Here is a 12,488-nt window from a genome sequence, read left to right as displayed (position 1 = left end):
GGCGAGTGGGAGTGGTCATGAGCGACGAGATGCGTGCGAAGAACGGTGGAGTACCAGCTGCGCCCAACGTTGAAGGCCTTGTATCTGGGCGGCGGCAGGCTCTAACCTCTTTGCTGGCAGCCGGTGCCGTGTTGGGAGCTGGTCGTGCGTGTGCTGCAGATGTGGTGAAGCCGCCTGCTGGGGCGATGTCACCGCAGCGTGACCAACCGAATAACTCCCATGCGGAGCCTGCGAACCGTCCGGGAGGGGCTAGTCAGCCCGTTATTAAGACGCAGGCTGATTATTTTTATCGTCCCACGATTCATTATACGCCTTTAAACGGCTTTATGAATGATCCGAATGGTTTGATTTTTGATGGTGAGCGTTACCATCTCTACTACCAATATGATCCGTTTGCACCGTATGCGGGGCGTGTGCACTGGGGGCATGCGACCAGTACGGATCTGTACACATGGCAAGACGAACCGATTGCTATTAACGAGACGGCTGCTGGGGAAGCGTATACGGGCTGCGTGGTGATGGACCGCGATAATGTATCGGGTTTGTTTCCACCGAAGAAACCAGATGTAGCGCCCGAGAATACTATTGGTGCTGCGGCACCCGTGCCCACGGCTACGCAGGAAGCCATAGCGGCTCTGTCTCAGAAGTTGGGGAAGGATGCAACGGATGTGCCGTATGCGCCCGAAGCGATGCCAGCGTTAAAGCCAAGTGCAAACCAGCCCTTTGGAACGTTATACGCACCAGAACCGGCGGGAACTGCGCCGGCGGCCCCGGTACAGCCAAAGTTACCCCCTATGGCTGGTGGTCTGGTGGCGCTGTACACGCGCGCGACACCGCAAAAGCAATCTCAGTACATTGCGTGGAGTCCGGATGGGGGAAATCACTTTATTGATTATGACCAGAATCCTGTCTTGGATTTAGGTATGACGTCGTTTCGTGACCCAAAAGTATTTTGGCATAAGGGAAGTCAAAAATGGGTCATGGTTGTGGCGAAATCACGCGAGCATAAAATTGCATTTTTTGGCTCTATAGACTTGAAGCATTGGATGCATTTGAGTGATTTCGGACCGGCGGGCCTATTTGGTATTGATTATGAATGTCCAAATTTGATTGAAGTGGATGTTGAAGAGCCGGGCGCTGCGCGACGCTGGGTTTTGTTTGTTTCTGTTAATCCCGGTGGACCTCAAGGGGGGTCAGTTACGCAGTATTTTATCGGTGATTTTGATGGAGAACGCTTCATTCCAGAGAATACGGTGATTGGTCTTACGGATTTCGCCAAAGATAGTTATGCTATGCAGGTCTATGTTGACATGCCGGAGAACCAGGCCATTTACTTCGCATGGGTCGGTAATTGGCAATACTGTGAAGAAGTCCCGAACCGGAGTTGGCGCGGTCTAATGAGTTTGCCGCGTACTTTAAGCTTGCGTCGTGATGATATGAATTGGTTACGGTTGGTGCAGAAGCCTTATGGGGTTGAAGCGTTGCGTCAGCCAGATTTGCCTTTTAAGCCAACGCGTATCCAAGCTCAGAGCGGTGTGCAGACGTCTTTGCCTGTCGCGCAGGCTTTTGAGTTGTCTTTGACGGTGACGGTGGATGAGCGCTTAAATGCTCAGCCCGATGGTGACCATGGGCGTGCAGGGCGCTTTATGATTGTGTTATCGAACAGTCAGGGCGAATCTTTGTCGGTTGGCTTTGACGCTTTTTCGGGGCAGTTATGGCTGGATCGTGGCAATTTGCATGGTTTTTCTCAGCCCTTCTTTACTGAGCGGTTTTCTACACCATTAGTTGCAAATAGCCGACGTTTTTCATTGCAGATTATTGTTGATGCTTGTGCGCTAGAAATTTATGCAAATGATGGCTTATCCGTTGGTACTGCGTTGATTTATCCGGCTAATCCTTTGGAAACATTGAGCCTTGAAGCGACGAATGCTGGAGCAACGATTAACGATATTCGTTTATGCCCTTTGCGTAAAACCATGGACCGCCCGACGGCCATGTAATGTTTTGTATAAAATTTACCTGTATGTTTTTTTGCAAGAGCATATAGGTAAATAATAAAAAAGTTCACACGAGATTATAGAAATAAATATTGATTTTTAATAATTAATTAAATTATTTTGTATATAAAAAATTATATATTTATGGATTAGGTAATATGCTGAAAAATACATTGATAAAAACAAAAATAGCTCTTGTTTCCTTCTCTTTGGCGGTTGTTGCACTGCTGGGTAATGCTTTTCTTTCTTATAATGAAATGAAGACAGAAGAAAGTTATAGAAAGTTAGTGCAAGTAGATGACCCGGGGACACTGGAGCTAACAAGGGCCACCGACAAAATAAATGCGTTACTTTATGCAACGCACCGCATGTTGGAGCAGGTCCATACTCCGACTGTTGTTGAAACACGCAAACGGTTTGAGCGTGATATTGCAGGTATGGATGCGGTTTTGAATGAGGCGCGCCGTAAAGATCCGCAAATGGCGCAAACGTTGGCGCCTTTTAATAAGCGCTGGGTTGATTTGAGACGATTGTTTCGACAGGCTTCTGCGGCAACGGAGCAGGGTGATGTAGAGCAAGTTTTAGATGATTTGAATGAACTTGATCGTGAAGGTGTGAATTTTGCACTTGATATTGGAGAGGTTGCAAATAAAAGAATTATTGATGTTAATGCCAAAGCAAATAACATAATGAAATCTGCATCATTTTCTATATATGCTTGCATGTCTATTGTTTTTTTATCGATAATAATTTTTTCTATTATATCTTACTATGTATCCAATAAAGGTATTGTTTCTCCTCTTCTCTCTGTTCGTAACCATATGTTGGCATTGGCGCGGGGTGTTTTGAATGAAGAGATTGTGCATAAAGAGCGTGGTGATGAGGTGGGGGCAATGGCAAAAGCGTTGCATATTATGCAAAATGCTTTGGTTCAGGCGCGGCGTTTAGAAGACGAACAAAGACTTTTAGAAGAGAATGCCGCTCGGGAGCGTGAGCTTGCGGCTGAGCGTGCTGCGCGTGATGCGGCATTTGAAAAACAAGCGATCGATGCAATACGCCGAGGCCTATCAGAAGCCGCAGAGGGCAACCTTACCTATCATGTCGATGCAGATTTTCCAGATCGGCTTTTAATTATGCGTGATGATTTTAATAGCTCATTTGTAAAGCTGCGGCAGACTTTAAATGCTGTTCAGTCTGGTATTGTCTTTATTAATTCTGGGGCGAGTGAGGTTGCGTCAGCGTCTAGTGATATTTCTCGGCGTATTGACCGTCAGGCCCAGAGTATTGAGCAATCATCAGTGGCCTTGGGGCGTGTTTCAGGAATGTTGCGTGATTCCGCAGAAAGCGCTCAGAAAGTGGCGGAGGTCACCGATAAAGCACGTGAAACGGTGGAGCATTCTGCGCAAAAAATGCAAGGTGCTGTGGATGCGATGGGACGTATTGAGGGCGGTTTTAAAGAAATTAGTCAGGTTATTGGACTGATTGATGACATTGCGTTCCAAACTAATCTTTTGGCGTTGAATGCAGGGATCGAAGCTGCGCGTGCGGGTGATGCGGGAAGTGGTTTTGCGGTGGTGGCGCGTGAGGTAAGGACGCTGGCGCTGCGGTCTGCGGAGAGTGCGCGGCAGGTTAAGGAGCTTGTATCGAATTCGGGACGTTTTGTTCAGGATGGTGTGGTGCAGGTGAATGATGCGGGCGTGGCTCTTGCAAACATTTTGCGGCAAGTCGGTGAGATTAATCAGCATGTTGCTGAAATTGCGCATGCATCTTCGGGGCAATCGGCTGCGGTAGAAGAGATTAATGTGGCTGTTGGTGAAATGACACAAACAGTTCAACAAAATGCGGCGATGCTGGAAGAAACGACAACGTCTATAGCGTCGTTGGACCAGGAGGCTATGCGGTTGAAAAAGCGTATTTCACATTTCAAGCTGGAGAGTGAAGGTTATGCATCTGATGGTGCAGAAGCTTATTTAACCAAAGATAAAGAGTTGTGTTTGTCTTAGTAAAGAGGTGTTTCCTCGTTCCTTCTCATGGCGTTAGGGTGTTAGAGGTCATTGTTTAATGTGATGAGAAGGTAAGTGCTGTGCAGGGAAAACCATACCCGCAAGGCGTAGGCCATGCGATGCGCTTGAATGCATGGTGCGCAGTTGTGGCATTGGTTTTTGTTGTCGTATCGTCGCTTTTGGCGCCGCTTTACGCCCATTTTTGCGGGGTTGACCCATTTAACTCTAACGTTGCGGGAACGGCATGGCGTGCGGGGCGCAGTGTTGATGTCATGCAGCCTAACGCGAATCCTCTGCATCTAGGTTTATCGCCCTTGGGGCCTGATTGGCGGTTAGGGGCGTATATGCTGGGGGCGGATACGCAGGGGCGGGATGTTGCGGCGCGCTTATTGTATGGGGGGCGTAGCTCTTTATTGATTTCTGGTGCATCCGCGATGATGTGCTTATTGATTGCAGGTAGTGTGGCGCTATGGGCTGGCTATAAAGGTGGGTGGAGCGATATTATCCTCTCACGGTGCATGGATATTTTATGGGCTATTCCTGTTTATTTGCTGGCCATTTCGTTATCGGTTGTCACGCTTGGGCATGGGTTGAAGCTTGGTCCTGTCCATGTGGAGGCAGATAGTTTTCTTATACCCATCATGATTATCGCAATGGTGTATGTACCGTATGCGGCGCGCTCCTTGCGGGCGCAGGTGAAGCGCTTAGCATGTGCGGAATTTGTTTTGGCTGCGCGCAGTGCGGGAGCTTCGGATCTGCGGATTATTGTGCGTGAAATTCTTCCGAATTTATGGCCTTCATTTTTAGTGTTGGCCCCTTTGGTTATGGCGCTGTGCTTGATGGCAGAATCGGCATTGTCCTTTTTGTCTCTCGGGGTTCAGGCGCCGGCTGCCTCATGGGGTACGATTATATTGGATGGTGAGGGGCTTTTATACACACGCCCGCTCGTTGCGATTGCTCCGGGTCTTTTGATTGCTGTGACGGTCCTTTCGTTGAATGTGCTGGGGGAAGTTGTGCAATCAGCATTGGATGCATCGGAGCGTGACGGAGCATGATGATGCGGGCCGTACTCTCTCGTTTAGGGCAGATGGTTTTCGTTCTCTTTGGAATCTCTGTTCTGGTATTTGCGATTTTCTTTGCTACGCCCGGTGCGGACCCAACAGCACGGATTGCTGGGCGGGGGGCTAGCCCAGATGTTGTGGCGCGGGTACGGGCGGAATATGGGTTTGATCGCTCTTTGCCAGTTCAGTACGCCATGATGATGAAAAAGCTCTTCGTGACCCGAGATCTTACATCGTATGTGAATCACGGGCAGCGTGTTGTGCCTGAAGTGTTGCAGGCTGCGCCGGTGACAGGTTCACTGGTGTTATTCGGTGCATTTTTTTGGGTGGGGGGCGCTTTAGTCTTTGGATTGATTGCTGCAACCTGCGCGGGACGTTGGCCTGACCGAGTGGTGATGACGTTAGGATTGGTCGGGTTATCAATGCCGGTTTTTTGGTTGGGAGAGACGGTTAATCTTCTGACGCAAAGCCGGTGGCATGACAGTCTTTTTTTTCGTTGGGTGCCGCCATTGGGGTACACGCCGTTTCATGACAGTCCATGGGGGTGGGCGCGTGCTTTATTGCTGCCGTCATTGACCTTGGCGGTCTCGTTTATTGGGTTTTATGCTCGCGTTCTTAGAAATGACCTCTTGATGGCCATGCGTGATGACTCTGTGAGGACGGCACGTGCGAAAGGTGTAGGGCCAGTTGCGCTATGGTTACGCTATGGGCTGCAGCTGTCGTGGACGGGGTTAGTGTCTTTATTCGGTCTTGATTTCGCACAATTACTTGGTGGTGGAGCGCTTTTAGTTGAGGTGGTGTTTGCATTGCCGGGTGTCGGGCGTTTGACGTATCAAGCTTTAGCGACGTTAGATTTACCATTGATTATGGCGACTGTGATGTATGCAGCATTTTTTGTTGTGCTGACGAATGCTGTGGTGGATGGGGTTTACGTATTGCTGGACCCGAGGTTGCGGGGTTCACGCCATGGGTGATGAAGCACTTTTGCATGTGGATAATCTGTGCCTATCGCTCCGTAATGGCGTCAGGTTACTGGACGGTGTGTCCTTGTCTGTGCGGCGCGGTGAAGCGCTGGGCGTTGTTGGGGAATCTGGATCGGGCAAGAGTTTGACCGCTTTGAGTATTCTGCGCCTTGTGCCGGACGTGATGATGGAAGGACGCTTACGCCTGAATGGTGTGGAGCTTACAGCACTGTCTGAGCGTGCTTTGCGGCGTGTGCGCGGGCGCAAGGCGGCGATGGTGTTTCAAGATCCTATGACAGCATTTTTCCCGGTGCGTTCTGTTGGGCAACAAATTGTAGAGCAAATGCGTTTACATCGCACCATACGGTTCCGGGCGGCGTGGGAAGAAGCTGTTGCACTTTTAGCGCGCATGGGTGTGCCGGATGCGGAAGGTGTAGCACGGCGCTATCCGCATCAATTATCGGGTGGCTTGAGGCAACGTGCGATGATTGCCATGGCGCTGTCTTGTACGCCGGATTTGTTAATTGCTGATGAGCCGACAACGGCTCTAGACGTGACGGTTCAAGCTCAGATTTTACGGTTGTTTCAAGATATCCGCGCGCGCGGGGCGGGCCTGATGATGATTACGCATGATATGGGGGTTGTCGCGCAAATATGCACGCGTGTGGCCGTAATGTATGCGGGTGTTGTCGTGGAAGAAGGGCCGACAGAGGCGGTTTTAAGTAAGCCGTTGCACCCTTATACCCAAGCTCTCATCGCTGCCGTTCCGCCTTTGGAGGGGGAAAGACCACAGCGTTTACAGAGTCTGTCTGGAACGCCACCGATACCGGCTGAAAGGCCGGTTGGGTGTGTGTTTGCGCCGCGTTGTTTGTATGTGAGTGATGCCTGCCAAACGCGCCCTGTTTTGAATATGGGGATTACGGGGCGGAAGGTGGCGTGTGTGCTGTATGATGGTGCGGAGGCGCTGGAGTGATGCAGGGTAAGGCGTCATCAGCGCCTCTTTTAGAGGTTACAAACCTTCATCGTCGTTATCCTGTGGGCAAGGGCCGTGTTTTGCATGCAGTGTCGGGGGTGTCTTTTACTGTGCGGCGCGGTGAGGCGCTGGCTCTGGTCGGTGAATCGGGGTGTGGAAAATCCACTTTGGGGCGCTTGTTAATTGCGTTGGATCGTCCGGATGAAGGGGAGGTTCGGTTTGATGGGCAGGTCATTAGTGGCCGCTCAGATCGTTCGTTGCGTGCGGTGCGGCCACGTATGCAAATGGTGTTTCAGGATTCATTATCGAGCTTCAACCCAAGGCGGCGTGTGGGGGATGCTTTATTAGAGCCCTTAAAAATTCATGGTCGCTCTTATGATAGCAGTACTCTTGAGCGATTACTGGTGCAGGTTGGGTTGCCGCCCGATATTGTGGGGCGTTTTCCAAAAACATTCTCGGGTGGGCAAAGGCAGCGTTTGAATATCGCCCGTGCGTTGGTGTTGCAGCCTGAGTTGTTGGTGGCAGATGAGCCGGTTTCCGCACTGGATGTTTCGTTGCAAGCGCAGATCATTAATGTCTTTCATGACTTGCGGGCGGAGTTGGGGTTGTCCTGCGTGTTTATTTCCCATGATTTATCTGTTGTGCGGCAAATGGCAGATCGTGTGGCGGTGATGTATTTGGGCAGGATTGTTGAACTCGGCGAGACGCTGTCGCTTATGAAGCATCCGGCACATCCTTATACGCGGGCATTGTTAGAATCGATTCCACGTTTGCACCATCCGCTCCCGGATGCTTTGCAAGGTGATGTGCCAAGCCCGGTAGATGTACCGCAGGGATGCCCTTTTCATACCCGTTGTCCGTCTGTGCAGTCTCGCTGCGCTCACGAGCGTCCAGTGTTACGACCGGTTGAGGGGGGGCGGGATGTGGCGTGTCACTACCCTGTGTGAGTTGTGCTATCTTAATTGTGAACGACGGTAGAGTGCGCTCTCCGCGTGATTGTTACAAGTTGAGGCTTGCACGGATGAAGGGAGCGTTCTTCATTACTCTGCGTTTCTGTTCAGAGGTGTTCATGCTTGACGTCCGTTTAACTGCTTCGGTGAAATCCACAGCGCGCTGGGTGCGGAATATGACGGCATTAGCGGGGGGAGTGGTTGCGGCATTATGGCAGCCCTCTGTTGCTGTTGCGGAGGATATAAAGCCCGCCGTGACGGCTCAGGACGTCGCTTTTGCACAGGACTTAGAGTATCGGACGTTTCACTGGTTTTGGGATAATGCGAACCCGAAAAATGGCTTGGTACCGGATCGGGCCCCGCTCCCTAATGGTGCGGCAAGCGTTGCGGGTGTTGGTTTTGGTTTGACAGCATACGGTATCGGAGCTGAACGGGGGTATATTACCCGGGATGCGGCTGTGGCGCGTACGTTGTTAACGTTACGATTTATGAGTTCTTTGCCGCAGAATGGTGATGCCTTTGGTAGTGCTGGGTATCATGGCTTTTTCTACCATTTCCTAGATCCAAATACGGGCTTGCGGGTGGCGGATTGGTCAGAATTATCCAGCATTGATACGGCTTTGTTGATGTCGGGCGTGTTATTTGCTCAGTCTTATTACAACCGTGATACCCCTGATGAGCGTGACATTCGTTCTTTGGCAGAAGCATTGTACCGTCGTGTGGATTGGGCGTGGATGCGAGATGGTGGGCAGTGGGTACGGATGGGGTGGTATCCGCCGGGTACGTTTATTGTGACGCCGTGGAAAGGGTATAATGAGGGAATGATTCTGTATCTTCTGTCTTTAGCCTCTCCGACATCTCCTCTGCCACCGACGTTATGGGATCAATGGACGCAAAGCTTTGGGGGGCAATGGACGAGCTTTGAGGGTAAGGATTTCCTCAATTTTGCCCCTCTTTTTGGGCATCAATACAGCGAATCGTGGGTGGATTTTCGCGGTATTCAGGATGCATTTTCCCGGGCGCATCAGACAGATTATTTCCAAAATAGCCGTGCCGCGACCTATGCGCAGCGTGATTATGCCGTGCGAAACCCGGGGAAATGGGTTGGCTATGGCGCAGATTTATGGGGTTTGACGGCGTGCGATGGTCCGGGGGAGGCGCGACAGGATAGTCAGGGGCAGGACCGTCATTATTTGGCGTATAGTGCGCGCGGTGCTGGTGCGGATTATATTCTGGATGACGGGACGATTGCACCAACCGCAGCAGGTGGCTCGGTTGCTTTCGCGCCTGAGATTGTTTTGCCGACATTGCACGCAATGTATGAGCGGTATGGGGACCGCATTTATGATCAATATGGCTTTAAGGATTCCTTTAACCTGACCTTTAATGACCAAGGTCATTTCTGGGTAGATGGGCAGCAATTGGGTATTGATCAGGGGCCGATCTTGCTCATGCTGGAGAACTGGCGGAGTGGCTTTGTCTGGCAGGTGATGCGCCATAATAGCCACATCCGCGATGGTTTGGTGCGTGCCGGTTTTACCGGCGGTTGGTTAAACGCACAGTAATTTACTGTGGCGTATGGGCTGCACGGAACAGTGCCCATTCTTCATGAACGGAGCCGTCTGGGAGGTGACAGTATCCAACCTCCCCTTGGGATTCGGTACGAATCTCTGACCGTCCGCCAATGTGCACGCAATAGACGGATGCAGGATTAGCCATCGCTAGGGTGGCGCTTTTGTCTTGGGTTTTGGGTGCTGGAGAACAGGCCGCTAAAAGCAGGGGAACCGACACGGCCAGCAAGCGTATGGCGGAACTTTTAACGGGGTATTGAGGTTGTGTGTTGGCAAGCATGCAAACGGTTTCCATCTGATAAGTGAGGCTGTGGCGTTTAGCATAAATACGGCGTTATCGTGTTGGGCATCATGGTGGGTGTAAGCCGTGAACAATTATCTGAATGAGAGGACAGATTATGCGTTTTTTATTGGCTCTTTTGTTGCCATGGTTGCAGTTCTTTACAATCGGACGTCCCATTAGTGGCCTGATCTGCTTGGTGTTGCAGATAACAGTCATTGGGTGGGTTCCTGCGGCCATTTGGTCTGTTTATGCACTGACGGAATATCGTGCAGAACAGCGTAATCGCTAAAATTTTTATGATACAAACACTTGGACTTGCCTAGGGTTCGGGTGTTTTTTGTCTTTCAATTGAGATTAATTATTATTTGTGATATCTGCCGAGATATTCCATACCGCGTCTCGGTCGATAAGGTTTTTGAAAACGTGATGAGAAACGATATGAAGAGGGATGTTAGTCCGCGTACGCGAGGGGGCTGAAAGATGTCTCTTGTAGTATTTGGGGTGTGTCTGAGTAGTGCTTTTGCACTGTCATCAGCTTTATTTTTATATCTCTCGGCTCCAGCTCAAACCGTGTTGCGTGGCCCTTTGCCGCGTAAAATTGGCTGGGGAGGTGCCTCTATCATGTGGGGTGTGTGCTGTGTTGTGCTGTGGCGGGTTTTTTCATGCCCTGCTGCGTTAAGCCTCGCTGTGCTGATGGTGATGCTGTGTTGTATGTTTTTGGCGTTTGTGGGTGGTCTGTGGTCGGCTTTGAAGAGGCGTCATGTCTCCCAATCATCTCAGCGTAATGCGTGATGTTCATCGGCCCCAACGGGGCGGGAAAAGCCCTGATGCGTTGTTGCAGCAGTGGTTCAGTAAAGGTGTAGCAGGGCTGGTACTGGGTGCACCTCTGAGCTTTGGTGTTTTAGGAGATTTGGGGCTGTTATTACGGGTTTCAGCGCAGTTGGACCAAGCGGATGCTTTATTGCTGCGCTGGGTGCCGGGTGTGGTGTGGGTTGGGTGTGTGTGTGTGGCACTTACGAGCCGCTCTGGCCTGCGTGCCTTAGGGTGTATGTTGGTCGGTAATATGCTCGTTTGGGGCGTGTATGGCCTCTTATATATGCTTTATGTTGCGGGGTGGGCAGCATCATGGTGAGTAAGCCAGAAGTTGTGGCGCTGTATCGGCGGGTACATAGTTGGGTTGGTATTCTGGTAAGTTTGTTTTTGTTCATTGGCTTTTATGCGGGAACATTGACGCAGTTTGAAGAACCTCTGCAAAACTGGGCAGCTTCATCGAAAGGGCTACCCGCGCCGGTGCCGCTCAGTCGCTTGGGTGAGCTACGGGATAAAGCTCTCTCAGAAAATCCGAAGGCGCGCGCAGGATTCACGCTCTATTTGTCTCCAGAGGGGGCTCACCCTTCCAGTATGAGTTGGGTTTTGCAGCAGGACCGTGACCGTGGGCCGGGACTGACGGTGTATGCGGGTTTGGATGCGCAAGGACATGTTGTGCTGGCGCAGCGCGTGCCGCCGCAGGGTGCGCGTTTTTTGAATATGTTGCATCAACGCATTGGCTTGCCTCTCAACCGTGCTTGGGGCCGCCCTGTGATGGGGATTGTTGCATTTTTATATGCGATGGCACTGGTGTCCGGCGTGGTGGTGATGCTGCCATCGGTTGTTCGTGCCATGTTTAATATGCGTCTAGGGCAAGGAGCGCGCCGAGCATGGTTTGATCTTCATACTGTGTTGGGTGTGTTCTCACTGCCATTCCACATTATGATTGCTGTAACGGCATTGGGTTTTGCTCTTGTTGAGCCGCTTGGCATGGCGGAGCGTATGCTGTTTGTACCGGTTGCTAAGAGCGTGTCGAGTGCTGAAAAGCATGTGTTGTCTGAACATGATGTGAGAGCGAAGCCAGAGACAGGTTTGTTGGAGCCTGCGGTGCTGGTGGATGATATGAAGCGTGAGGCGCCGAGCTTTACGCCAAAAGAATTTGATTATTTCAAGAAAGATGGTGGCTTTCGTGTAAAGGCGGTGGGACCGGATGCAACGACGGTTACCCGCACGGCACAAGGGGGGGTAGCGCTCTTGGACCCGTATGACGGAAGGCTAATCAGTGTGAAAGATGTGCCATACCGACAAAGCGCACAGTTTCTTGCTGCGACGGCTATTGGTGGTTTTCATTTTGGGCGCTTTGGAGGCTGGGCTGGCCATGTGGGTATGGCGCTTATGAGCGCAGTAGGGAGTTTTTTGTTTTATTCGGGTAACGCGCTGTGGCTGGCCTCGCGGAGGCGCAGAGAGCGGGCGGCGGGTTATCATGAAGACAGAGTGGGAACGCGGTTATTATCTGCTCTCAGTACGGGGGTGATGTTTGGTTGTATGGCGGGTGTTTCGGCTGTTTTAATCGCGATGTTATTGGTGCCACATGCTGAGTATTATGCTGTGTGCGAAAGGGTATTTTACGCGGTATTTTTTGGGTGTTTGCTGCTGGCGAGTAGCATGGGAGGAATACGTGCGGCGCCGTGGTTAATGCGCCTTGTTGCTGGTATTACGCTGTTGTTACCATTGGTGGATAGTTGGCGACATTGGCAGCAAGGCGGCGTGGAGACATTTGCGGTTTGTTTGGATCTGCTGGCTTTAGGGTTGTCTGTGTGGCTTATCACGGCGTCCTGTGGGCGTGGGGTAGCACGGTTGATGCAAGCCCCGACAACCTGA

The 12,488-nt window shown here is 51.1% G+C and carries 12 protein-coding genes; 11 read left to right on the top strand and 1 reads right to left on the bottom strand.

What is annotated here, in order from left to right:
* The first annotated feature begins 29 nt into the window (after positions 1 to 29).
* The 7 genes from NTH01S_RS04275 (at position 30) to NTH01S_RS04245 (ending at position 9,511) form a co-directional block, all read left to right on the top strand.
* On the top strand, positions 30 to 2,000 hold the full coding sequence (locus NTH01S_RS04275) for a glycoside hydrolase family 32 protein (RefSeq protein ID WP_068170131.1): 1,971 nt from the start codon (positions 30 to 32) through the stop codon (positions 1,998 to 2,000).
* Between the two features lie 155 nt (positions 2,001 to 2,155).
* The gene (locus NTH01S_RS04270) at positions 2,156 to 4,000 is read left to right on the top strand and encodes a methyl-accepting chemotaxis protein (protein ID WP_068169953.1); all 1,845 of its coding nucleotides are present in this window, start codon (positions 2,156 to 2,158) and stop codon (positions 3,998 to 4,000) included.
* A 119-nt stretch (positions 4,001 to 4,119) separates the two neighbouring features.
* The gene (locus tag NTH01S_RS04265) at positions 4,120 to 5,055 is read left to right on the top strand and encodes an ABC transporter permease (protein ID WP_068170129.1); all 936 of its coding nucleotides are present in this window, start codon (positions 4,120 to 4,122) and stop codon (positions 5,053 to 5,055) included.
* Positions 5,055 to 6,035: an ABC transporter permease gene (locus tag NTH01S_RS04260; RefSeq protein ID WP_068169951.1), complete on the top strand. Its 981-nt coding sequence runs from the start codon at positions 5,055 to 5,057 to the stop codon at positions 6,033 to 6,035. Before NTH01S_RS04265 ends, NTH01S_RS04260 begins: the two co-directional genes overlap by 1 nt.
* Complete coding sequence (locus NTH01S_RS04255; RefSeq protein WP_068169948.1) at positions 6,028 to 6,996, top strand: ABC transporter ATP-binding protein; 969 nt, start codon at positions 6,028 to 6,030, stop codon at positions 6,994 to 6,996. The genes NTH01S_RS04260 and NTH01S_RS04255 overlap by 8 nt, the downstream gene beginning before the upstream one ends.
* Positions 6,996 to 7,943 carry an ABC transporter ATP-binding protein gene (locus tag NTH01S_RS04250; RefSeq protein WP_068169943.1) on the top strand — a complete coding sequence of 316 codons (948 nt, stop codon included), beginning with the start codon at positions 6,996 to 6,998 and terminating at the stop codon, positions 7,941 to 7,943. The genes NTH01S_RS04255 and NTH01S_RS04250 overlap by 1 nt, the downstream gene beginning before the upstream one ends.
* Positions 7,944 to 8,065: 122 nt before the next feature.
* Positions 8,066 to 9,511, top strand: a complete 1,446-nt coding sequence (locus NTH01S_RS04245) for a glucoamylase family protein (RefSeq protein WP_245642148.1) — start codon at positions 8,066 to 8,068, stop codon at positions 9,509 to 9,511.
* Position 9,512: 1 nt separating this feature from the next.
* On the opposite strand, the gene NTH01S_RS12055 is transcribed toward NTH01S_RS04245, so the two are convergent.
* Positions 9,513 to 9,797, bottom strand: coding sequence for a putative hemolysin (locus NTH01S_RS12055; protein WP_068169942.1), 285 nt, complete (start codon positions 9,795 to 9,797; stop codon positions 9,513 to 9,515).
* 118 nt (positions 9,798 to 9,915) lie between these two features.
* On the opposite strand from NTH01S_RS12055, the gene NTH01S_RS11555 reads away from it, so the two are divergent.
* The 4 genes from NTH01S_RS11555 to NTH01S_RS04225 all read left to right on the top strand — a co-directional run bounded on the left by NTH01S_RS11555 (position 9,916) and on the right by NTH01S_RS04225 (position 12,488).
* Entirely contained in the window at positions 9,916 to 10,089 is a 174-nt protein-coding gene (locus tag NTH01S_RS11555; RefSeq protein WP_084366964.1) for a YqaE/Pmp3 family membrane protein, read from the top strand.
* A gap of 191 nt (positions 10,090 to 10,280) precedes the next feature.
* The gene (locus tag NTH01S_RS04235; protein ID WP_068169939.1) at positions 10,281 to 10,592 is read left to right on the top strand and encodes a hypothetical protein; all 312 of its coding nucleotides are present in this window, start codon (positions 10,281 to 10,283) and stop codon (positions 10,590 to 10,592) included.
* Positions 10,561 to 10,932, top strand: a complete 372-nt coding sequence (locus NTH01S_RS04230; protein ID WP_157070859.1) for a hypothetical protein — start codon at positions 10,561 to 10,563, stop codon at positions 10,930 to 10,932. Before NTH01S_RS04235 ends, NTH01S_RS04230 begins: the two co-directional genes overlap by 32 nt.
* On the top strand, positions 10,926 to 12,488 hold the full coding sequence (locus tag NTH01S_RS04225) for a PepSY-associated TM helix domain-containing protein (RefSeq protein WP_068169934.1): 1,563 nt from the start codon (positions 10,926 to 10,928) through the stop codon (positions 12,486 to 12,488). The genes NTH01S_RS04230 and NTH01S_RS04225 overlap by 7 nt, the downstream gene beginning before the upstream one ends.

Origin of the sequence: Neokomagataea thailandica NBRC 106555 (genome assembly GCF_001598495.1) — a bacterium.
GTDB lineage: Bacteria > Pseudomonadota > Alphaproteobacteria > Acetobacterales > Acetobacteraceae > Gluconobacter > Gluconobacter thailandicus_A.
The sequence above is the reverse complement of the archived record's forward strand: the minus strand, read 5'-3'. Positions and strand labels throughout refer to the sequence as shown.